Genomic DNA, 22,562 nt, shown 5'->3' with positions numbered 1-22,562 from the left:
TGTTCAGATGTAAAAAAGGGAGCCCGAGGGCTCCCTTTTTCGTGGTGCAGTGGAAGCCTTAGAACAACACGCGGCTACGAATCGTACCGTTGATGTGCTGCAGCTTCTCTTGCGCCAGGTCCGAGTACTCGGCGTCGACGTCGATCACCACGTAGCCGACCTTCTCGTTGGTCTGCAGGAACTGACCGGAGATGTTGATGCCGTTTTCCGCGAAAACCTTGTTGATCTCCATCATCACGCCAGGGATGTTCTGGTGGATGTGCAGCAGACGGTGCTTGCCAGGGTGAGCCGGCAGGGCCACTTCCGGGAAGTTTACGGACGACACCGACGTACCGTTGTCGCTGTACTTGACCAGCTTCTCCGACACTTCCAGGCCAATGTTGGCCTGCGCTTCAGCGGTGGAACCGCCGATGTGCGGGGTCAGGATCACGTTGTCCAGGCCACGCAGCGGGCTTTCGAAGATGTCGTCGTTGGAGCGCGGCTCCACCGGGAACACGTCGATGGCGGCGCCGATCAGGTGCTTGTCCTTGATCGCGTCGGCCAGGGCGTCCAGCTCGACCACGGTGCCACGGGCAGCGTTGATCAGGATGCCGCCTTTCTTGATGGCGCGGATTTCCTTCTCGCCGATCATCCACTGGGTCTCAGCGGTTTCCGGAACGTGCAGGGTCACGATGTCGGACATGCCCAACAGCTCGGTCAGGCTGGCCACTTGCGTGGCGTTGCCCAATGGCAGCTTGGTCAGGGTGTCGTAGAAGAACACCTGCATGCCGAGGCCTTCAGCCAGGACCGACAACTGAGTGCCGATCGAGCCGTAACCGACGATACCCAGCTTCTTGCCGCGGATTTCGAAGGAATTGGCTGCGCTCTTGATCCAGCCGCCACGGTGGCAGGAAGCGTTCTTCTCAGGAATGCCGCGCAACAACAGGATGGCCTCGGCCAGCACCAGCTCCGCAACGGAGCGGGTGTTGGAGTACGGTGCGTTGAACACCGCAATGCCGCGCTCGCGCGCTGCGTTGAGGTCGACCTGGTTGGTGCCGATGCAGAAACAGCCGACCGCCACGAGTTTCTTGGCGTGATCGAAGATCTCTTCGGTCAGCTGAGTGCGGGAGCGAATGCCGATGAAGTGCGCGTCGGCGATCTTTTCCTTGAGTTGGGCTTCCGGCAGAGAACTGGTGATGTACTCAATGCTGGTGTACCCGGCGGCTTTCAGAACGTCGACAGCCGATGGGTGGACGCCTTCCAGAAGAAGGAACTTGATCTTGCTCTTATCGAGAGAAGTCTTGCTCATCTGCGTAAACCTGTATCCCGGAGAAAAATGGCAGGGAATCGAGCAGCACAAGCTGACCCGGACGGCAGGAAAGCCGTCACCGCAGAAACGCCCTTGGGCTCTGTCCTGCGGGGGCGGTATGCTAGCATACGCGCCCCGCTAAACACCTATTCCTGCGACGTGAAGCGTTCTCAGGATGACCATGAATTGTTCGAGAGTTCTGTCGATGACCCATCCTGCCCTGATTGATGAGCTAAAGACCCTGGTTGAGCCCGGCAAAGTGCTGACCGATGCAGACTCCCTGGAGGCTTACGGCAAGGATTGGACCAAGCACTTCGCACCCGCGCCGACCGCCATCGTCTTCCCCAAGACCACTGAGCAGGTCCAGGCTATTGTGCGCTGGGCCAATACCCACAAGGTGGCGCTGGTGCCATCGGGCGGACGTACTGGCTTGTCGGCCGCTGCCGTGGCGGCGAATGGCGAAGTGGTGGTGTCGTTCGACTATATGAACCAGATCCTCGACGTGAACCTCACCGACCGCACCGCCGTGTGCCAGCCGGGCGTGGTCACCAAGCAATTGCAGAACGTCGCTGAAGAAAAGGGCCTGTACTACCCGGTGGACTTCGCATCGTCGGGTTCCAGCCAGATTGGCGGCAATATCGGCACCAATGCCGGCGGGATCAAGGTTATTCGCTACGGCATGACCCGCAACTGGGTGGCCGGCATGAAGGTTGTCACCGGCAAGGGCGACGTACTTGAGCTGAACCGCGACCTGATCAAGAACGCCACCGGCTACGACATGCGCCAGCTGTTCATCGGCGCCGAGGGCACTTTGGGTTTTGTGGTCGAAGCCACCATGCGCCTGGACCGTGCGCCGAAAAACCTCACCGCGATGGTGCTGGGCACCACCGACTTTGATTCGATCATGCCGGTATTGCACGCGTTCCAAAGCAAGCTGGACCTGACCGCCTTCGAATTCTTCTCCGACAAGGCCCTGGCCAAGGTCATGGGCCGTGGCGACGTGCCGGCGCCGTTCGAAACCGAGTGCCCGTTCTACGCGCTACTGGAATTCGAAGCCACCACCGAAGAAGTCGCCAACCACGCGCTGGAAACCTTTGAGCATTGCGTCGAGCAGGGCTGGGTGCTGGACGGCGTGATGAGCCAGAGCGAAACCCAACTGCACAACCTGTGGAAACTGCGCGAGTACATCTCCGAAACCATTTCCCACTGGACCCCGTACAAGAACGATATCTCGGTAACTGTCTCCAAAGTACCGGCGTTCTTGAAGGAAATCGACGCGATCGTCGGTGAACACTACCCAGATTTTGAAATCGTCTGGTTCGGCCACATCGGCGACGGCAACCTGCACCTGAACATCCTCAAGCCAGAAAACCTGAGCAAGGACGAGTTCTTCGCCAAGTGCGCCACTGTGAACAAGTGGGTGTTTGAAACCGTCGAGAAGTACAACGGTTCGATCTCCGCCGAACACGGCGTGGGCATGACCAAGCGTGACTACCTGACCTACAGCCGCTCGCCGGTTGAAATCGAATACATGAAGGCCGTCAAAGCCGTGTTCGACCCGAACGGGATCATGAACCCTGGCAAGATCTTCGCTGTTTAATCGCCCTGAAGGAGTCGTTCCATGAGCTACCAGCACAAGTATGTCGACGGCACCAACATCCACTTTCCGCTCGGCAAAGTGGTATGTATCGGGCGTAACTATGCCGAACATGCCAAGGAACTGGACAACCCGGTGCCCACCGAGCCGCTGCTGTTCATCAAACCGGGCAGCTGCGTGGTGCCGCTGGAAGGCGGTTTCAGCATCCCGACCGAACGCGGCTCGGTGCACTACGAGGCGGAAATCGCGGTATTGATCGGCAAACCCTTGTCGACCAAGCCCAGCCGTGAAGAAGTGTTGGATGCGATTTCCGGCTTCGCCCCGGCCCTGGACCTGACCCTGCGCGACAAACAGGCCGAGCTGAAAGCTAAGGGCCTGCCGTGGGAAATCGCCAAGTCCTTTGATGGTGCAGCGGTAATCGCGCCGTTCGTGGTGGGCAGCACCTTCCCGGACGTGACCGACATCGGCATCCGCCTGAGCATCAATGGCGAAGTGCGCCAGGATGGCAACAGCGCGCAGATGCTCAACCCGATCATTCCGATGATCCAGCACATGGCCGGCTGCTTCTCGCTGCAAGCGGGCGATGTGATCTTCACCGGCACCCCGGCCGGCGTGGGCCCGCTGAATGTGGGCGATGAGCTGGTGTTGGAGCTGTCGGGTGTGAGCCGCTTCGAAAGCAGCGTTCGCTGAACCCGCTCTTGTAGGAGCCGGCTTGCCGGCGATGGGGTCAGTGCGGTGCAACTGGCACACCCCGTCGATCCCATCGCCGGCAAGCCGGCTTCTACAGTTCAATCGCTTTTTGCATTTTTTTCACACGCCATCCGGATAATCCTCAGCCTCTTGCGCGCGGGCCTGTGGTTCCTGTGCTATCACCTAACGCTGACTTTCCGGAAAAAGCGCTCAATGGCCCTGTCCTTGCCCTCCGCTACACCCAAGCCGCGTTCTCGGTTTGCCTTGCGCTGGTATTCCTGGCTGTTGCTGGTGGGAGTGATTTCCTACGGCCTTGCCTGGATCATGCACTGGGATGATCGGGGTGTCCTGTGGGTGTTGGAGCGTTTTGAATCGCCCGCTGAACGCCAGGAAAGCGTCTGGCTGCCGGACTACCATGTCGTGATCGACGGCAAGCTTTTGCCGGGCATGGAGAAGGACGAAGCGTCCGACGTCTCCTACAACCCTCAGACCAAAACCCTGTTTTCCGTGATGGGCAAGAACCCGTTCCTCGCTGAGTTGAGCCTGCAAGGCGATGTGCTGCGTAAGATGCCGCTCAACGGCTGGGATAACCCGGAAGGCGTGACAGTGATGGAAAACGGCCTGATCGCCGTGGTCGATGAGCGCCAGCACACACTGACCATCGTCAAGGTCGACGCCACCACCGCGGCGTTGAACAAGGCCGACTTCCCGAGTTATGACCTGGGCCCGTCCAAAGACCAGAACAAAGCCTTTGAAGCCATCACCTGGGACAAGCGCAACCAGCAACTGGTGCTGGGCGAGGAGCGCCCGCCGGCGCTGTTCACCTGGAAAAGCGACGGCGGCCCGACCCTGTCCGGCGATAAGCAAAAGCTGACCAGCAAAGAATTGGACATGCGTAACCTCTCGGCCCTGGCCGTCGACCCGCGCACCGGGCATCTGCTGGTGCTGTCGGCCGACTCTCACCTGCTGCTGGAGTTGGACGAGAAGGGTGAGCAAGTCAGCTTCATGACCCTGCTCGGCGGTTTCAACGGTCTCAAAAACACCATTCCACGGGCGGAAGGCGTGACCATGGATGAGAACGGCACGCTTTACATTGTCAGTGAGCCAAACCTGTTCTATCGTTTCGAAAAGCAGAAATAGCACACCGATTACGTCGGATATGTCTCTATGAGCGGCATTCGCCAGACATCAGGGCGCGTTTAAGTTTAAATTCAGACAGGCGTGATATTCATTCGCCACTTTTGATTTTGAGCCCGCCCGATGCGACGACTAGCCAGCCCCAAACCCCTTCTCATCATGCTTGCGCTGATCGCCTTGGTCAGCGCCGGGGCCGTTGCGCAACATTTCCGCCTGTTCGAGCGCGCCTGGTTCAACTGGCAGGCGTGGCGCCAGCCGACGGATGAACGCTCCATTGGCCTGGCGGACTACCGTGTGACCCTGGAAGCCCAAGTGATCGAGGGGTTGGACGACGATGTGTCGGCCTTGACCTTCGATCCTGTGCGCAAAAGCCTGTTTACCGTCACCAATAAAAACGCCGAACTGATCGAGCTGTCCCTTGAGGGCAAGATCCTTCGGCGGATTCCCTTGATAGGGTTTGGCGATGCCGAGGCGGTGGAATTCATCAGCGATAACATTTACGTGATCAGCGATGAGCGCCAGCAGCGGCTGATCAAAGTGCATGTGGACGACGACACCCAATTCCTCGACGCCGCCGATGCGGAGCAGATGACCCTGGGTCTGCACGTTGGCGGCAACAAGGGCTTTGAAGGCCTGGCCTATGACTCGCTGGGCAAGCGCCTGTTCGTGGCCAAGGAGCGCGATCCGATGCTGATCTACGAGGTCCACGGTTTTCCCCACTTCAAGCCGGAAAAGACCTATTCGGTGCACGTGATCAACAACCCCAAGCGTGATGCCGGATTGTTTGTGCGTGACCTGTCGAGCCTGCAATACGACGAGCGCAGCGGCCATTTACTGGCGCTGTCGGATGAGTCGTTCCTGGTGCTGGAACTGGATATCGACGGTCGCCCGCTGAGCAGTCTGTCACTGCTGAACGGGCGCCATGGCCTGAAAAAGCGGGTGCCTCAGGCCGAAGGGATCGCCATGGACGACGAGGGCGCGTTGTACCTCGTCAGCGAGCCGAACCTGTTTTACGTGTTCAAGAAAACCCATCCCTGAAGTACCGCAGGACCAATGTGGGAGCGGGCTTGCTCGCGAAAGCGGTTGTTCAGTTGAAGAATCTTTCACTGACACACCGCTTTCGCGAGCAAGCCCGCTCCCACATTTAGTAACGCGTCAAACCTTGAGGGTTTTCACGCCTTCGGAGGTGCCCAGCAACAGCACATCCGCTGGACGCGCGGCGAACAGACCGTTGGTGACCACGCCGACGATCGCGTTGATCTGAGTTTCCAGCTCCACCGGATTAGTGATCTGCATGTTGAACACGTCGAGGATGATGTTGCCGTTGTCGGTCAATACGCCTTCGCGGTACACCGGGTCGCCGCCCAGTTTTACCAGCTCTCGGGCCACGTGACTGCGGGCCATAGGGATCACTTCCACCGGCAGCGGGAACGCGCCGAGTACGGGCACCAACTTGCTGGCGTCGGCGATGCAGATAAAGGTCTTGGCCACGGCCGCGACAATTTTCTCGCGGGTCAGGGCTGCGCCGCCGCCTTTGATCAGGTTCAGGTGCTCGTCGCTTTCATCGGCGCCGTCGACGTAGAACTCCAGGTCGCTCACGGTGTTGAGCTCGTACACCGGAATACCATGGCCTTTCAGGCGCGCGGCAGTGGCTTCGGAGCTGGCCACGGCGCCGTCGAATGCACCCTTGTGTTGGGCCAGTGCGTCGATGAAGCAGTTGGCGGTGGAGCCGGTGCCGACACCGACGATGCTCTTGTCGTCGAGTTTAGGAAGGATTAAATCGACGGCGGCCTGGGCCACTGCCTGTTTGAGTTGATCCTGGGTCATGCGGGCTCCGGAACGGGCGGGGAGTTATCGAGGGGCGCGAGTATAACCCAACAAAACCTCTGGATTCGTGTGGTCGCCCGGCCAAACGCTGGGTTAGACTCCTTGGCCCTGCCCAACCTGCTCAGTGATTCCCGCCGATGCTTGAACAGTACGTCAAAAAGATCCTCACCTCGCGCGTCTACGACGTTGCCGTAGAAACCCCGTTGCAGACCGCCCGCCAGCTCTCGGAGCGGCTTGGCAACAAGGTCTGGCTCAAGCGTGAAGACTTGCAGCCGGTGTTCTCGTTCAAGATTCGCGGCGCGTACAACAAGCTGACCCAACTGACGGCTGAGGAACGCGCACGCGGCGTGGTCACGGCGTCGGCCGGCAACCATGCCCAGGGCCTGGCCCTGGCGGCCAAGGTGCTCGGGGTGAAAGCTACTATCGTGATGCCCAAGACCACCCCGGAAATCAAGGTCGAAGGCGTGCGCTCGCGTGGCGGCAAAGTGGTGCTGCATGGCGATTCCTTCCCGGAAGCCCTGGCCTACTCGCTAAAACTGGTCGACGAAAAAGGCTACGTCTACATCCATCCTTATGATGATCCGCACACCATTGCCGGGCAGGGCACCGTGGCGATGGAGATCCTGCGCCAGCATCCGGGGCCTCTGGACGCGATTTTCGTCCCGGTGGGCGGCGGCGGGCTGATTGCCGGAATTGCGGCATACGTGAAATACCTGCGCCCGGACATCAAGGTCATCGGCGTCGAGCCGGACGACTCCAATTGCTTGCAAGCCGCCCTGGCCGCGGGCGAGCGCGTGGTGTTGCCAACCGTTGGTATCTTCGCCGATGGCGTGGCGGTCGCGCAGATCGGCCAGCACACGTTTGATATCTGCAAAGATTATGTAGACGAAGTGATCACCGTGAGCACTGATGAAATCTGTGCGGCGATCAAGGACATCTACGACGACACCCGTTCCATCACCGAGCCGGCAGGGGCATTGGGTGTGGCCGGGATCAAGAAGTACGTCGAGACCCGTGGCGTCACCGGGCAGACCCTGGTTGCCATCGATTCCGGCGCCAACGTCAACTTCGACCGCCTGCGCCATGTAGCCGAGCGCGCTGAGTTGGGTGAGGGCCGCGAAGCCATCATCGCCGTGACCATCCCCGAGAAACCCGGCAGCTTCAAGGCGTTCTGCGAGGCCGTGGGCAAGCGCCAGATCACCGAATTCAACTACCGCTTCCACTCCGGCAGCGAGGCGCACATCTTTGTCGGCGTGCAGACCCACCCGGAAAACGACCCGCGCAGTGCGCTGATCGCCAGCCTGACAGGCCATGGTTTTCCGGTGCTGGACCTGACCGAGAACGAACTGGCCAAGTTGCACATCCGCCATATGGTCGGCGGCCATGCGGCTCACGTCAGCAATGAAGTGGTGTTTCGCTTCGAATTCCCGGAGCGTCCGGGGGCCTTGTTCAACTTTCTTAACAAATTGGGCGGGCGCTGGAACATCTCGATGTTCCACTATCGCAACCACGGCGCAGCCGACGGTCGTGTGGTCGCCGGCCTGCAAGTGCCGGCGAACGAGCGTCACCTGGTACCGGCAGCCCTGGAGGCCATCGGCTACCCGTACTGGGATGAAAGCGATAACCCGGCCTACAAACTGTTCCTCGGTTGAGCGACTACGCTGATGGGGGCGGCCTTTAAGGAAGACGAGACATGGAAACCCTGATCACCCTGAAAGTTATCCACATCGCGGCCACGGTATTGCTGCTGCTTAGCGGCCTGGGCCTGGCGATACTGGCCTGGCGCAAACGCAGCGCGGGTCCGGCGGTGACCGTGCAGCGCCCGTGGGCGTTCGTCTGGTTGTTGATGGGCGTGTGTGTGGTCAGCATGCCGTTTACCGGTTGGTGGCTGGTGCACCTGGTCGGCTGGCCGCTGGGGCAGACCTGGATCCTGGGTTCCAGCCTCCTCTATACCGTGGCGGCGCTGGCCTGGTTCTGGCTGGTGGCGCGGCTCAATCGCCTGCGCAAGGGCGAGGGCGGTAGCCTGAACTTCACGTTGGTGCTGGCGGTGGTCAGCCTGGTGGGGTTCGTGGCGATTGCCGGATTGATGGGTGCCAAGCCCGTGTAGGAGCGAGCTTGCTCGCGAAAAGCGCGAGGATACCGCGTTCATTCAGAATGCCCGCGTCATCATTGACGATTTTCGCGAGCAAGCTCGCTCCTACAGGTGAAACCCATCAGCTTCGCAGCGTAATCACCGGCCAGCCACGTCTCTCAGCTTCAGCCCGCAAATTCGGGTCCGGATCCACTGCCACCGGGTGAGTCACCTGCTCCAATAGCGGCAGATCATTCATCGAGTCGCTATAGAAGTAGCTGTCTTCCAGGCTATACCCGGTCTCTTCCAGCCAACGATTCAAACGCGTCACCTTGCCCTCGCGAAAGCACGGAATATCAGTGCTGCGTCCGGTGTAGCGGCCGTTTTCCATCTCGCATTCGGTGGCGATCAGGGTGTCCACGCCCAGGCGTGCGGCAATCGGCGCGGTGACGAAACGGTTGGTGGCGGTGATGATCACCAGCTTGTCACCGGCGGCGCGGTGCTTGGCCAGCAATTCTGCGGCCAGGGGCAGCATTAGCGGTTCGATGCAGTCGCGCATGAAGTCGTTGTGCCACTCGTCCAGTTGGGCCATCTCGGTGCGGCCGAGGATTTCCAGGCTGAAGTTCAGGTAGGCGGCGTTGTCGAGCTTGCCGGCCAGGTAGTCCTGGTAGAACCCGTCGTTGCGGGCCTTGTAGGCGATCGGGTCAAGAATCCCGCGTTCACAGAGGTAATCGCCCCAGGCGTGATCGCTGTCACCGCCGAGGAGGGTGTTGTCCAAGTCGAATAAAGCCAGGCGCATTGCAGTTACTCGCTGAAATGTCTGTAAAAAGGCGTCCAGAATACGGTCTTTTCACAAGAGTGCACATAAGGTAAGAAGCCTCGTTGCCGCTTCATCAACCTTTGTGGAACAATGCGGCGACATGCGTTTGCGAGGTTGTTGCCGTGATCGACCCCGATGGTTTCCGTCCTAATGTCGGGATTATTCTTACGAATGATGCCGGACAGGTGCTATGGGCTCGCCGAATCAACCAAGATGCCTGGCAGTTTCCTCAAGGTGGAATCAACCCCGACGAAACCCCTGAAGACGCCTTGTACCGTGAGTTGAATGAAGAAGTCGGCCTTGAGCGCGAAGATGTACAAATTCTGGCGTGTACCCGTGGCTGGTTGCGCTATCGTTTGCCGCAACGCCTGGTGCGTACCCACAGCCAACCGCTGTGCATCGGCCAGAAGCAGAAGTGGTTTCTCCTGCGCCTGATCTCCAACGAGCAGCGGGTGCGGATGGATTTGACCGGTAAACCGGAGTTCGATGGTTGGCGCTGGGTCAGCTATTGGTACCCGTTGGGCCAGGTGGTGACATTCAAGCGCGAAGTTTATCGTCGCGCTCTCAAAGAGCTTGCCCCGCGCCTTTTAGCGCGCGACTGACGACGGAGTTCGACCCCGAGCCATGCTCAATACGCTGCGCAAGATCGTCCAGGAAGTTAACTCCGCCAAGGATCTCAAGGCGGCGTTGGGGATTATTGTGTTGCGCGTCAAGGAAGCCATGGGCAGCCAGGTCTGCTCGGTTTACCTGCTGGACCCCGAGACCAACCGTTTTGTGCTGATGGCCACCGAGGGCTTGAACAAGCGCTCGATCGGTAAGGTCAGCATGGCGCCCAATGAAGGTCTGGTGGGCCTGGTGGGGACGCGTGAAGAACCCCTGAACCTTGAAAACGCGGCCGATCACCCGCGTTACCGCTACTTTGCCGAAACCGGCGAAGAGCGTTACGCCTCGTTCCTAGGCGCACCGATCATTCACCACCGCCGTGTCGTCGGCGTGTTGGTCATCCAGCAAAAAGAACGCCGCCAGTTCGACGAAGGTGAAGAAGCCTTCCTCGTGACCATGAGCGCGCAGCTTGCTGGGGTTATCGCCCACGCCGAAGCCACCGGCTCGATTCGCGGCCTGGGGCGTGAGGGTAAGGGCATCCAGGAAGCCAAGTTCGTCGGCGTGCCGGGTTCACCGGGCGCTGCGGTCGGTACGGCGGTAGTCATGTTGCCGCCAGCGGACCTGGATGTGGTGCCGGACAAGACCGTCAACGACATCGACGCTGAAATCAAACTGTTCAAAACCGCCCTGGAAGGCGTGCGCGCTGACATGCGCAACCTGTCGAACAAGCTGGCCACCCAGCTGCGCCCCGAAGAGCGTGCGCTGTTCGACGTGTACCAGATGATGCTCGACGACGCGTCGTTGGGTAACGAAGTCAAGACGGTGATCAAGACCGGCCAGTGGGCCCAGGGCGCACTGCGCCAGGTGGTCACCGATCACGTCAACCGTTTCGAAATGATGGATGACGACTACCTGCGTGAGCGGGCCTCGGATGTGCGCGACCTCGGTCGCCGTCTGCTGGCCAAGCTGCAGGAAGACCGCACTACCAACCTGGTTTACCCCGACAACACCATCCTTATCAGTGAGGAACTGACCGCCACCATGCTCGGCGAAGTGCCCGAGGGCAAGTTGGTGGGCCTGGTCTCAGTACTCGGTTCGGGCAACTCCCACGTTGCGATCCTGGCGCGTGCCATGGGCATCCCGACGGTGATGGGCCTGGTCGACCTGCCGTATGCCAAGGTCGACGGCATCGGCATGATCGTCGATGGCCATCGCGGTGAAGTGTTCACCAACCCCAGCGAAGTGTTGCGCAAGCAATACGCCGAAGTGGTTGAGGAAGAGAAACAACTGGCGCTGGGCCTCGATTCATTGCGCGAACTGCCGTGCGTAACCACCGACGGCCATCGCGTGCCGCTGCTGGTCAACACCGGCCTGCTGGCCGACGTGGCCCGTGCGCAACAGCGCGGCGCTGAGGGCGTGGGGCTGTACCGCACCGAAGTGCCGTTCATGATCAACCAGCGTTTCCCGAGCGAGAAGGAGCAGCTGGCGATTTATCGCGAGCAACTGCAGGCCTTCCACCCGTTGCCGGTGACCATGCGCAGCCTGGATATCGGCGGCGACAAGTCACTGTCTTATTTCCCGATCAAGGAAGACAACCCCTTCCTGGGCTGGCGCGGCATTCGCGTAACCCTCGACCACCCTGAAATTTTCCTCGTACAGACCCGCGCCATGCTCAAGGCCAGCGAAGGCCTGAACAATCTGCGCATCCTGCTGCCGATGATCTCCGGCACCCACGAGCTGGAAGAGGCGCTGCACTTGATCCACCGCGCCTGGGGCGAAGTGCGCGACGAAGGTGCCGACGTACCGATGCCGCCGATTGGCGTGATGATCGAAATCCCGGCGGCGGTGTACCAGGCCAAGGAGCTGGCGCGCCAGGTGGACTTCCTCTCGGTAGGTTCCAACGACCTGACCCAATACCTGCTGGCCGTGGACCGTAACAACCCACGGGTGGCCGACCTTTACGACTACCTGCACCCGGCGGTTCTGCAAGCACTGCAACATGTGGTGCGCGACGCCCATGCCGAAGGCAAGCCGGTGAGCATCTGCGGCGAAATGGCCGGCGACCCGGCGGCGGCAGTGCTGTTGATGGCGATGGGTTTTGACAGCCTGTCGATGAACGCCACCAACTTGCCGAAAGTGAAGTGGATGTTGCGCCAGGTTGAGTTGAGCATGGCCAAGGACTTGCTGGCGGAGTTGATGACCATCGACAACCCGCAAGTTATCCACAGCTCGCTGCAGTTGGCGCTGAAGAATCTGGGGCTGACACGGATGATCAACCCGGCTTCGGCGAAAACCCTCTAGACCGAGGCCATCGCCGGCAAGCCGGCTCCTACAGGGGGATGTATTCCATTGTAGGAGCTGGCTTGCCAGCGATGGCGCCAGCCCAAACACCGCTAAATCCTGAGTTCTACCTCACCAAGCCGCCCACCATGCGGCCCAAAACTGCGCTCCACCATCTGCCGCGTCCCGTCGGCATTCACGATCAATGCCGTACTCGCCCGTGTCCCGTAGCTCGGGCTGGCAATAAACACGCTGGATAAAAGGCTTTCCGTTGCCAATCCCACCCCTGTATCTGGCAGGTCCGCAAACGGCGCCGTCTGCGGATCACTCAAAATCCCCAATAACGCGTCAGGCTGTGGGTCTACGAGTATTTCGCTCAACGCCGCCTTGGCCTTGAGCAATTTGGGCCACGGTGTATCCAACCCTGCGTTGGATAATCCATACACGCCGGACTTCAGCCGCGTCGGCTCCGTATGGTTGGCGTTGTAATGCCACAGCTCATCGCGCGTGCCTATCAGCAGGTTAAACCCGGCATATTCAATCGAGCGGCCGTTAACGTCGGCCAAATACTCTTCAATCGGCAGCGAGCCGCTGAGAAATCGCGCGACCAACTCGCCACGGGACTTACGGGCCGGAGGCTGGTGCGGGTCGCGGATATTGGTCAGCGCGCCAAAGCGGCCATCGGCATTGACCCCCAGCCAAGTACCGCCGGCTTCCTGGTCACGACCGGCGTAGACCTCGGGCGCATCCAGCCACTGGGCCAGCGGCAGGCTGGGGCGGGCGTAGAACTCGTCGCGGTTGGCCGCGACGATCAGTGGCTGGGCGTGGCCCGGCCGCCAGGCGAAAACAATCAGGCACATCAGGCGATCCCTTTTGTGTTTTTAGCCACTCTACCCACTCAAGCCGAGGCGTTCCATCGTATGCAGTTGGGTCGCATGCCTTCCATCCGTTAACATGCCGGACTTGGTTCGGGGGCTCCCATGGAATTTCTGCTGTATTTGCTGCTCGGTGCCTGTGCGGGTGTACTCGCCGGGCTGTTCGGCGTGGGCGGCGGGATCATCATCGTGCCGGTACTGGTGTTCAGCTTCACCTTGCAGGGATTCGACCCGCAGGTGCTGACCCACCTGGCCGTGGGCACCTCCCTGGCGACCATCATTTTTACCTCGGTGAATGCTGTGCGCGAGCATCATCGACGGGGCGCGGTGCGTTGGCCGATCTTTGTGTGGATGACCGTGGGCATCCTGATCGGCGCCGGTTTTGGCGCATTGACCGCCGAGGCGATTTCCGGCCCGCACCTGCAAAAGATCATCGGCGTATTTGCCTTGCTGGTGGCCGTTCAACTGGCACTGGAGGTGAAGCCCAAGGCCAGCCGGACGGTGCCGGGCAAGTTTGGCTTGACCGTCGCCGGTACGTTTATCGGCTGGGCCTCGGCGATTTTCGGGATTGGCGGCGGCTCGCTGACGGTGCCGTTTTTGACCTGGCGCAGCGTGCCTATGCAGCAGGCGGTGGCCACTTCATCGGCCTGCGGCCTGCCGATTGCGCTGGCCAGTGCATTAAGTTTCATGATTCTGGGCTGGCATGACCCGCTGTTGCCCGCTCATAGTCTAGGGTTCGTGTATTTGCCGGCGCTGCTGGGCATTGCCCTGACCAGCATGGTGTTTGCCCGCTTCGGCGCACGCTTGGCACATCGATTGTCGCCGCGTCTGCTCAAGCGCTTGTTCGCCGGGCTGTTGTTCTGTGTCGGTCTGAACTTTTTGCTTTAAAGAATTTGAATAATGCAGGCTTAATCGCGGCCCGGCATGGTCCCGGTCGCCATAACGAATGATTAACGAGGAGTCGCAATGCTGCCTTACCCGCAGATCGACCCGGTGGCCCTGGCCATCGGTCCGCTGAAAATCCACTGGTACGGGTTGATGTACCTGATCGGCATCGGCGGTGCCTGGTTTCTGGCCTCTCGACGCCTGAACCGGTTCGACCCGACCTGGACCAAGGAGAAACTCTCCGACCTGATTTTCTGGCTGTCGATGGGGGTGATTGTCGGCGGACGCCTGGGGTATGTGTTGTTCTACGATCTCTCCGCGTACATCGCCAACCCGACGCTGATCTTCGAGGTGTGGAAGGGCGGCATGGCGTTCCACGGCGGCTTTATCGGCGTGATGATCGCCGCCTGGTGGTTCGGCCGTCGCAACGGCAAATCGTTCTTCCAGCTGATGGACTTCGTTGCGCCGATGGTACCGATCGGCCTGGGCGCCGGGCGTATCGGCAACTTTATCAACGCCGAACTGTGGGGCAAGCCGACCGACGTGCCGTGGGCCATGGTGTTCCCGCCGTTCAGTGACCCGGCGCAACTGCCGCGCCACCCGTCGCAGCTTTATCAGTTCGCATTGGAAGGCGTGGCGCTGTTCCTTATCCTGTACATCTTCTCGCGCAAACCGCGCCCCACCATGGCGGTGTCGGGCATGTTCGCGTTGTTCTACGGGATCTTCCGCTTCATCGTCGAGTTCGTGCGCGTGCCGGACGCACAGTTGGGCTATTTGGCGTTCGGTTGGGTGACCATGGGCCAGATCCTCAGCTTGCCGATGATCCTCGGCGGCCTGGGCTTGCTGTGGTGGGCGTACAATCGCCCGCAACCTTTGAAGAACACCGCGCTTTAAATTCGAATGCCGAGGCTGTTGCGCAGCCTCGGCTTCAACGATACGGGTAAAAAAATGAAGCAATATCTCGAACTACTGAACGACGTCGTGACCAATGGATTGACCAAGGGCGATCGCACCGGCACCGGCACCAAGGCCGTGTTTGCCCGTCAGTATCGGCATAACTTGGCCGACGGCTTCCCGCTGCTGACCACCAAGAAGCTTCACTTCAAAAGCATCGCCAACGAACTGATCTGGATGTTGAGCGGCAACACCAATATCAAATGGCTCAACGAAAACGGCGTAAAGATCTGGGACGAATGGGCCACCGAAGACGGTGACCTGGGCCCGGTGTACGGCGAACAGTGGACCGCCTGGCCGACCAAGGACGGTGGCACGATCAACCAGATCGATTACATGGTCCACACGCTGAAGACCAACCCCAACAGCCGCCGCATCCTGTTCCACGGCTGGAACGTCGAGTACCTGCCCGACGAGACCCAGAGCCCGCAGGAAAACGCGCGCAACGGCAAGCAAGCCCTGCCGCCGTGCCACCTGCTGTACCAGGCGTTTGTGCACGACGGTCACCTGTCGATGCAGTTGTACATTCGCAGCTCCGACGTGTTCCTCGGCCTGCCGTACAACACCGCCGCGCTGGCCTTGCTCACCCATATGCTGGCCCAGCAGTGCGACCTGATCCCTCACGAGATCATCGTCACCACCGGCGACACCCATGCCTACAGCAACCACATGGAGCAGATCCAGACCCAGCTGGCGCGCACGCCGAAGAAACTGCCGGAGCTGGTAATCAAGCGCAAGCCTGCGTCGATCTACGACTACAAGTTTGAAGACTTCGAAATCGTCGGTTACGACGCCGACCCAAGCATCAAGGCCGACGTCGCCATCTGATCAATGTGGGAGCGGCGGTGCGACGATTCGACTTGCCCGCTCCCACATTTAGCCGGTGTTCACTTGATTTAGTGGCCGTGGCTTCTGCCTACATGCGAGGGCTCAGCCTCGCTGGCTGCCACACTCCCGCTGACTTCCAGCCGCTGCAGAATCCCGCACTCGGGCCCGCCGCCACAGCGTTGGCGCAAGTCCAGCAATTGCTCTTGCAACGCCAACAGCCCATCGATCCGCGCCTTCACATGGTGGATGTGCTCGTCAATCAACGCATTCACGTTTTCGCACTGGTCCTGGGGGCTGTCGCGCAAGCCCAATAGGCTGCGGATTTCTTCCAAGGTCATGTCCAGGCTGCGGCAATTACGGATAAACACCAGTCGCTCGGTGTACGCTTGGGTGTAAACGCGGTAATTGGCGTCGGTGCGCGCCGGGGGTGGCAGCAGGCCTTCCTTCTCGTAGTAACGGATGGTTTCCACCCGGCAGTCGGTCAGTTTGGCCAGTTCGCCGATCTTCATCGCAGCAATCTCCAAATGGGTGCTTGACCCTATAGTGGCTACAGGGTCTTTACTTGGCAACAGGCACCTTTACGGACGCGACAGAATGAGCGATTCCATCCACACCCCGCATAAACACGAGCATGATCACGACCACGATCATGCCCCGAAAAAACTCACGCCTGTACATGACCACGGCCACGGCGGCTCCTGCTGTTCCGGCACTCCAACTCCGGCGCTGGTGCAACTGAGCGAGGCGCCCACCGCCGGCTCGCGGCTGAGCACTTTCCGCATCGAAGCCATGGACTGCCCCACCGAGCAGACGCTGATCCAGAACAAACTGGGCAAGCTGGCCGGCGTGCAGCAGCTGGAGTTCAATCTGATCAACCGCATCCTCGGCGTCACTCACGACTTGCCGAGTACTGCACCGATCATCGAAGCGATCAAATCCCTGGGGATGCAGGCTGATCCGATCGAAGAGGGCACCCCGGCCGCAGAGCCACCGGCCAAGAAACATTGGTGGCCCCTGGCGTTGTCCGGCGTGGGTGCGTTGGGTGCCGAAGTGCTGCACTTCAGTGGCGTCGCGCCCACCTGGGTGATCGCATTGGTAGCGTTGGTGTCGATCCTCAGCGGCGGCCTCACCACGTACAAAAAGGGCTGGATTGCCCTGAAAAACCTCAACCTGAACATCAATGCCCTGATGAGCATCGCCGTCACCGGTGCGATCCTGATCGGCCAATGGCCGGAAGCCGCCATGGTGATGTTCCTGTTCACCGTGGCCGAGTTGATCGAAGCCAAGTCCCTGGACCGTGCGCGTAATGCCATCAGCGGCTTGATGCAGATGACGCCGGAGCAAGCCACGGTGCGGCATGCTGATGGTTCCTGGGTTGAAAAAGAAGTCAAAAGCATTGAGTTGGGCGCAATCGTGCGGGTAAAACCTGGCGAGCGTATCGGCTTGGACGGGGAAGTCACCGCCGGCCAATCCACCATCGACCAAGCGCCGATCACCGGTGAAAGCCTGCCGATCGAAAAGACCGTGGGCGATAAGGTCTTCGCCGGCACCATCAACCAGGCCGGTTCCCTGGAATACAAAGTCACTGCAGCGGCCAACAACTCCACCTTGGCGCGCATCATTCACGCGGTGGAACAGGCCCAAGGCGCGCGCGCGCCGACCCAGCGCTTTGTCGACAGCTTCTCGAAAATCTACACCCCGGCGGTGTTCCTGTTCGCCCTCGGCGTGGCCATTATTCCGCCGCTGTTCATGGCCGGCGCCTGGTTCGACTGGATCTACCGCGCCCTGGTGCTGCTGGTGGTGGCGTGCCCGTGTGCGCTGGTGATTTCCACCCCGGTGACCATCGTCAGCGGCCTGGCGGCGGCGGCGCGTAAAGGCATCTTGATCAAGGGCGGCGTGTACTTGGAGGGTGGTTACAAGCTCGATTATTTGGCCCTCGACAAGACCGGCACCATCACCCACGGCAAGCCGGTGCAAACCGATTACCTGGCGCTGTTCCCCAATGTCGCAGACAGCGCGCCGGCTTTGGCCGCCAGTCTGGCCGGGCGTTCCGATCACCCAGTGTCGCTGGCGATTGCCAACGCGGCTGGGGATAAAAACCTGCCCACCCATGGTGTGGATAACTTCGAGGCCCTGGCCGGTCGAGGCGTGCGTGGCGACATCAACGGCGAAACCTACCACCTGGGCAACCACCGCCTGGTGGAAGACCTGGGCCTGTGCTCGCCGGAACTGGAAGAAAAACTCTTCGCCCTGGAAAAACAGGGCAAATCGGTGGTGCTGTTACTCGATAAGTCCGGCCCATTGGCACTGTTCGCTGTGGCCGACACGGTCAAGGACAGCAGCCGCGAAGCTATCCAACAACTGCACGAGCTGGGCATCAAGACCCTGATGCTCACCGGCGACAACACTCATACCGCCCAGGCGATTGCCGCCCAGGTGGGCATCGACCAGGCTCAGGGTGACCTGTTGCCGACGGACAAGCTGCAAGCCATCGAATCGCTCTACGGCCAAGGCCACCGCGTGGGTATGGTCGGTGACGGCATCAACGACGCCCCGGCGTTGGCCCGTGCCGAGATCGGTTTTGCCATGGCCGCAGCGGGCACCGATACCGCCATCGAAACCGCCGACGTGGCCTTGATGGACGATGATTTACGCAAGATTCCGGCATTCATTCGTCTGTCGCGGCAAACGTCGAGTATCCTCAAGCAGAACATCGCCCTGGCGTTGGTAATCAAGGCGATCTTCCTGGTGGTCACCTTCCTGGGCTTGGCCACCATGTGGATGGCGGTGTTCGCCGACATGGGCGTGGCCCTGCTGGTGGTGTTCAATGGCCTGCGCCTGTTGCGCAAATAAACGATGAGAGGGTGGTGTGCTGAGTGCCGAGTTAAAGGCGTTTTTCATGGTCGCCCGCCTGGGCAGCATTACCCAGGCGGCGAAAAAACTCGGCCTGAGCCAACCTACGGTCACCACCCAGATCCGTAACCTGGAAAGCCAGTACGGCGTCGAGCTGTTCTACCGCGGCGGCCGCCGCCTCACCGTCAGCGACGAGGGTGCGCGCTTGCTGCCGATGGTCAAGGCGCTGTTGCAGCAAGAAGCGGACATCGAGTTTTTCCTGCGCAACAGTGGCCAGGTCCAGGGCGCATTGAGGATTGCCGCCACGGCGCCTTACTACATCCTCGACCTGGTCAAAGCCTTCCGCGAGCGTCTGCCGCAAGTGGAAGTGTCGGTGGAAATCGGCAACTCCCAACAAGTGCTTGAAGCCTTGGACGACTACCGCGTCGACGTCGCCGCCTCCTCGCAACTGCTGGAGGACCCGCGCCTGATCCGCCGTGTGCTGGGCACCGACCCGCTGGTGCTGGCAGTGCATCGCAACCATCCGCTGGCCAAGTTGGATCATGTGCCGCTCTCGGCGTTGGCCGGGCACACATTGTTGATGCGCGAGGCGGGCTCAACCACGCGGAGCCTGACTGAGGAACTCTTGCAAAGCGCCAACGTGAGCTATGGCCCGTTGCTGGAGATTGGCAGCCGCGAGTCGATCCGTGAGGCGGTGTTGCGCAACATAGGCATCAGCATCATTGCGCGGCAGGAAGTGCCACACGACCCGCAACTGCGCGTGCTGACTATCGAGAATGCGCCGCAGATTCCGGAGTACCTGTACTGCCTCAAGGAGCGCAAAGGCGCACGATTGCCGGCGGCGTTCCTGGGGTTGGCGCAGGAAATGTCTCCACTCTAACGGTCGAGTAAGATCTCTGTGGTGAGCGGGCTTGCCCCGCGCGGGGCAAGCCCGCTCACCACAATGGTGTTCGCGTCCTACCCAAATCCACCAATACCACTATCGCCGGGTTTTGCCTTTCTGCCACATGAGGGACGCAATGCCTGCCTAGCATGGGCTTCATCAGTTCGATGAGGTGCCTTGCATGAACACAGCCCTGACCCAACCCGGCGCGCCGATGAAAGTGCGCGGTATCCAGAAACGCTTCGGCGCCTTCACCGCGCTGGACAACGTCTCCCTGGACGTCGCCGCCGGCGAACTGGTGTGCCTGCTGGGCCCGTCCGGTTGCGGCAAGACCACCTTGCTGCGTTGCATCGCTGGCCTGGAGCGCCAGGACAGCGGCGAACTGTACCTGGGCAGCCGTGATGTTTCCCTACTGCCGCCCCAGGCACGGGACTACGGCATTCTGTTCCAGTCCTACGCGCTTTTCCCCAACCTTACCGTCGAAGCGAACATCGGCTACGGTCTCACTGGCAGCGGTCGCGAGGAAGTGCGCAAGCGTGTCGGGCAGATGCTGGAATTGGTCGGCCTGGTCGGCAGCGAAAAGAAATACCCCGGCCAACTCTCCGGCGGACAGCAACAACGCGTCGCACTGGCCCGAGCCCTGGCGCCTGCACCTTCACTGTTGTTGCTGGACGAACCAATGTCGGCCCTCGACGCCCGCGTCCGTGAGCATCTGTGCACCGAGTTGCGCCAACTGCAACGTCGCCTGGGCATCACCACGCTGATGGTCACCCACAACCAGGACGAAGCCATGCTGATGGCCGACCGCATCGCCGTGATGAACAACGGCAAGGTCGAGCAATACGCCACGCCCCAGGAGATCTACGACCGCCCGGCCACGCCGTTCGTGGCGGAGTTTGTCGGCCAGGGCAACTGGTTGCCGTTCAGTCGCAACAGTGCCAGTCACGCCCAGGTCGGTGGGATGAACATGCGCCTGGCCGACGATGCCGGTGTGGCCAAGTCAGGCCGCTTGTTCTGCCGCCCTGAGGCGATCAGCGTCAACCCGCCGGTGCATGAAGAAAACCTGTTTCCGGCCAAGGTCCGCGAGATCACTTTCCTCGGCAACCGTTGCCGCATGAGTTTCGAGCTGGAGCAACTGCCCGGTCATCCGCTGCTCGCTGAATTGGCCCCGGAAGCCATGCCGCGCCTGGGCGCCCAGGACATCTGGGTGGCCTTGCCGCCGCGCAGCCTGCAGGTGTTTGCCTGAGATGGCCGCTGTCATGACGCTGCCACGACCGGTGTCCCGCGCCGAAACCGGTGACCGAATTTTCGTCGTCGGCGGCAAACTGCTGTGGCTGTTGCTGCTGGGCCTGGCTGTCTTGATGCCGCTGCTGGCGATCTTCTGGCGCGGTTTCAGTAGTGAAGCCGGGCAGGGCGGTGGTCTGGTGGCTGCACAGGAACTGATCACCAGCGCCAACTTCCACTGGCTGCTGGGCAATAGCCTGAAAGTTTCCCTTAGCGTGGCGGCTATCGTCGTACCGCTGGCCTACCTGTTTGCCTACGCCCTGCAACGCACGTTGATCCCCGGCAAGGCGATCTGGCGTGGCATGTCGTTGCTGCCGTTGATGGCGCCGTCGATGTTGCCGGGCATTGCGCTGGTCTACTTGTTCGGCAACCAGGGCATGCTGCGCGGGTTGCTCTCGGACAATATCTACGGCTTCTGGGGCATTGTGCTGGGTGAGGTGATCTACACCTTCCCACACGCTTTGATGATTTTGTTGTCGGCGCTGTCCCTGGCGGATGCGCGCCTGTTCGATGCAGCCTCCAGCATGGGCGCCAGCCCGGCGCGGGCGTTTCGCAGCATTACCTGGCCGGCCACGCGCCAGGCCGTGTTCGCCGCGTTCTGTCTGGTGTTCACCCTGACCATCACCGACTTCGGCGTGCCCGTGGTGGTTGGCGGCGATTATCAGGTGTTGGCGCTGGAAGCCTACAAGGCGGTGGTCGGCCAGCAACAGTTCGGTCGCGGCGCGCTGATCGGCATGGTGTTGCTGCTGCCGGCGCTGTTCAGCTTTGCTGTGGATGCCTGGCTGCGCCGCCGTCATGGCGATTCCATGAGCGGCCGTGCCCAAGTGTTTCAGCCAGCACCATCACGCATGAGGGACGGCTGCTACCTGGCCATCGTGCTGCTGATCTGCGCCGTGTTACTGCTGGTGTTCGGCATGGCGGTGTATTCGTCGCTGGTGAAGTTCTGGCCGTACAACCTGTCGCTATCGCTCAACCACTACCAGTTCGAAGACACGGCTGGCGGCGGCTGGCTGGCCTATCGCAACAGCCTGACCATGGCGCTGTGCACCGCATTGATCGGCAGCGTGTTGATCTTCACCGGCGCGTACCTGATGGAGAAGACCAAGGGCCAGAAGGGGCTGAACCTGGCCCTGCGCATGCTCAGCTTTGTGCCGATGGCCGTTCCGGGCTTGGTGCTGGGCTTGGGCTACGTGTTCTTTTTCAACCTCAATGGAAACCCGCTGCATGTGTTCTACGGGACCATGACGTTGCTGGTGGTGTGCACCATTGCTCACTATCTGACCACCGCGCAGATGACTGCCACCACGGCGCTGCGCCAACTGGACGCCGAGTTCGAAGCCGCCGCCTTGTCCCTCAAGGCACCGCTGTACCGGCATTACCTGAAAGTGACGGTGCCGATCTGTCTGCCGGCGTTGCTGGACATCGTGCGCTACCTGTTTGTGTCGGCGATGACCACTGTGTCAGCCGCGATTTTCCTTTACAGCCCCGACACCATCCTCGCCGCCGTCGCCGTGTTGAACATGGACGACGCCGGCAACGTGGGCGGCGCGGCGGCCATGTCGACCCTGATCCTGTTCACCTCAGCCGGCGTCTCGCTGCTGCTGGCGTGGGCCTCACGTGGCGCGTTGCGCCGCTCCCAAGCCTGGCGCCAGAGCGCACCCGGCCAATAATATCCCTGAAGGAGGTG

At 60.8% G+C, this 22,562-nt stretch carries 20 protein-coding genes; 15 read left to right on the top strand and 5 right to left on the bottom strand.

The genetic code is table 11. From position 1 onward, the window contains the following. Positions 1–58 precede the first annotated feature (58 nt). Positions 59–1,288: a phosphoglycerate dehydrogenase gene (serA, locus tag RB216_RS27825; protein WP_003195214.1), complete on the bottom strand. Its 1,230-nt coding sequence runs from the start codon at positions 1,286–1,288 to the stop codon at positions 59–61. A 205-nt stretch (positions 1,289–1,493) separates the two neighbouring features. Between serA and RB216_RS27820 the strand changes: the two genes are divergently transcribed. From RB216_RS27820 to RB216_RS27805, 4 genes are all read left to right on the top strand, one after another. Continuing rightward, a complete protein-coding gene (locus RB216_RS27820; RefSeq protein ID WP_016979015.1) occupies positions 1,494–2,888 on the top strand; it encodes a D-2-hydroxyglutarate dehydrogenase in 1,395 nt (464 codons plus the stop codon). Positions 2,889–2,909: 21 nt separating this feature from the next. Then, on the top strand, positions 2,910–3,575 hold the full coding sequence (locus RB216_RS27815; protein ID WP_308908115.1) for a fumarylacetoacetate hydrolase family protein: 666 nt from the start codon (positions 2,910–2,912) through the stop codon (positions 3,573–3,575). 213 nt (positions 3,576–3,788) lie between these two features. Next, complete coding sequence (locus tag RB216_RS27810) at positions 3,789–4,715, top strand: SdiA-regulated domain-containing protein (RefSeq protein ID WP_308908114.1); 927 nt, start codon at positions 3,789–3,791, stop codon at positions 4,713–4,715. A 120-nt stretch (positions 4,716–4,835) separates the two neighbouring features. After that, a complete protein-coding gene (locus RB216_RS27805) occupies positions 4,836–5,750 on the top strand; it encodes an SdiA-regulated domain-containing protein (RefSeq protein ID WP_308908113.1) in 915 nt (304 codons plus the stop codon). A gap of 117 nt (positions 5,751–5,867) precedes the next feature. Here RB216_RS27805 and rpiA read toward each other — a convergent pair whose 3' ends face one another. Continuing rightward, positions 5,868–6,539, bottom strand: a complete 672-nt coding sequence (rpiA, locus tag RB216_RS27800) for a ribose-5-phosphate isomerase RpiA (protein ID WP_068936376.1) — start codon at positions 6,537–6,539, stop codon at positions 5,868–5,870. A 137-nt stretch (positions 6,540–6,676) separates the two neighbouring features. Here rpiA and ilvA point away from each other — a divergent pair, with 137 nt between their 5' ends. Both ilvA and RB216_RS27790 read left to right on the top strand, forming a co-directional pair. Then, on the top strand, positions 6,677–8,191 hold the full coding sequence (gene ilvA, locus RB216_RS27795) for a threonine ammonia-lyase, biosynthetic (protein ID WP_028618350.1): 1,515 nt from the start codon (positions 6,677–6,679) through the stop codon (positions 8,189–8,191). A 41-nt stretch (positions 8,192–8,232) separates the two neighbouring features. Beyond that, entirely contained in the window at positions 8,233–8,646 is a 414-nt protein-coding gene (locus tag RB216_RS27790; protein ID WP_028618349.1) for a DUF2269 family protein, read from the top strand. Between the two features lie 106 nt (positions 8,647–8,752). On the opposite strand, the gene RB216_RS27785 is transcribed toward RB216_RS27790, so the two are convergent. After that, positions 8,753–9,409 (bottom strand): histidinol-phosphatase, encoded by a 657-nt coding sequence (locus RB216_RS27785; RefSeq protein ID WP_028618348.1) that lies wholly within the window; start codon positions 9,407–9,409, stop codon positions 8,753–8,755. Positions 9,410–9,552: 143 nt separating this feature from the next. On the opposite strand from RB216_RS27785, the gene RB216_RS27780 reads away from it, so the two are divergent. Both RB216_RS27780 and ptsP read left to right on the top strand, forming a co-directional pair. Continuing rightward, positions 9,553–10,032 carry an RNA pyrophosphohydrolase gene (locus RB216_RS27780; RefSeq protein WP_003176750.1) on the top strand — a complete coding sequence of 160 codons (480 nt, stop codon included), beginning with the start codon at positions 9,553–9,555 and terminating at the stop codon, positions 10,030–10,032. 22 nt (positions 10,033–10,054) lie between these two features. Further along, complete coding sequence (gene ptsP / locus RB216_RS27775) at positions 10,055–12,334, top strand: phosphoenolpyruvate--protein phosphotransferase (protein ID WP_028618347.1); 2,280 nt, start codon at positions 10,055–10,057, stop codon at positions 12,332–12,334. A 92-nt stretch (positions 12,335–12,426) separates the two neighbouring features. On the opposite strand, the gene RB216_RS27770 is transcribed toward ptsP, so the two are convergent. Continuing rightward, positions 12,427–13,173: an NRDE family protein gene (locus tag RB216_RS27770; RefSeq protein ID WP_028618346.1), complete on the bottom strand. Its 747-nt coding sequence runs from the start codon at positions 13,171–13,173 to the stop codon at positions 12,427–12,429. A gap of 120 nt (positions 13,174–13,293) precedes the next feature. Here RB216_RS27770 and RB216_RS27765 point away from each other — a divergent pair, with 120 nt between their 5' ends. The 3 genes from RB216_RS27765 to RB216_RS27755 all read left to right on the top strand — a co-directional run bounded on the left by RB216_RS27765 (position 13,294) and on the right by RB216_RS27755 (position 15,855). After that, positions 13,294–14,076 carry a sulfite exporter TauE/SafE family protein gene (locus RB216_RS27765; RefSeq protein WP_028618345.1) on the top strand — a complete coding sequence of 261 codons (783 nt, stop codon included), beginning with the start codon at positions 13,294–13,296 and terminating at the stop codon, positions 14,074–14,076. A gap of 78 nt (positions 14,077–14,154) precedes the next feature. Then, positions 14,155–14,967 carry a prolipoprotein diacylglyceryl transferase gene (gene lgt, locus RB216_RS27760; protein ID WP_010207296.1) on the top strand — a complete coding sequence of 271 codons (813 nt, stop codon included), beginning with the start codon at positions 14,155–14,157 and terminating at the stop codon, positions 14,965–14,967. A 54-nt stretch (positions 14,968–15,021) separates the two neighbouring features. Continuing rightward, complete coding sequence (locus tag RB216_RS27755) at positions 15,022–15,855, top strand: thymidylate synthase (RefSeq protein WP_028618344.1); 834 nt, start codon at positions 15,022–15,024, stop codon at positions 15,853–15,855. Between the two features lie 68 nt (positions 15,856–15,923). Here RB216_RS27755 and cadR read toward each other — a convergent pair whose 3' ends face one another. Next, positions 15,924–16,364, bottom strand: a complete 441-nt coding sequence (gene cadR, locus RB216_RS27750; RefSeq protein ID WP_308908112.1) for a Cd(II)/Pb(II)-responsive transcriptional regulator — start codon at positions 16,362–16,364, stop codon at positions 15,924–15,926. A gap of 85 nt (positions 16,365–16,449) precedes the next feature. Here cadR and RB216_RS27745 point away from each other — a divergent pair, with 85 nt between their 5' ends. The 4 genes from RB216_RS27745 to RB216_RS27730 all read left to right on the top strand — a co-directional run bounded on the left by RB216_RS27745 (position 16,450) and on the right by RB216_RS27730 (position 22,545). Beyond that, entirely contained in the window at positions 16,450–18,708 is a 2,259-nt protein-coding gene (locus RB216_RS27745; protein WP_308908111.1) for a heavy metal translocating P-type ATPase, read from the top strand. Positions 18,709–18,724: 16 nt separating this feature from the next. Further along, entirely contained in the window at positions 18,725–19,588 is an 864-nt protein-coding gene (locus RB216_RS27740) for a LysR family transcriptional regulator (RefSeq protein WP_028618342.1), read from the top strand. A 184-nt stretch (positions 19,589–19,772) separates the two neighbouring features. After that, positions 19,773–20,837, top strand: coding sequence for a putative 2-aminoethylphosphonate ABC transporter ATP-binding protein (locus tag RB216_RS27735; RefSeq protein ID WP_028618341.1), 1,065 nt, complete (start codon positions 19,773–19,775; stop codon positions 20,835–20,837). Position 20,838: 1 nt separating this feature from the next. Next, on the top strand, positions 20,839–22,545 hold the full coding sequence (locus tag RB216_RS27730; protein WP_308908110.1) for a putative 2-aminoethylphosphonate ABC transporter permease subunit: 1,707 nt from the start codon (positions 20,839–20,841) through the stop codon (positions 22,543–22,545). The last annotated feature ends 17 nt before the right edge of the window (positions 22,546–22,562 follow it).

Origin of the sequence: Pseudomonas canadensis (genome assembly GCF_030980095.1) — a bacterium.
In the GTDB taxonomy this organism is placed as follows: domain Bacteria; phylum Pseudomonadota; class Gammaproteobacteria; order Pseudomonadales; family Pseudomonadaceae; genus Aquipseudomonas; species Aquipseudomonas canadensis.
The sequence above is the reverse complement of the archived record's forward strand: the minus strand, read 5'-3'. Positions and strand labels throughout refer to the sequence as shown.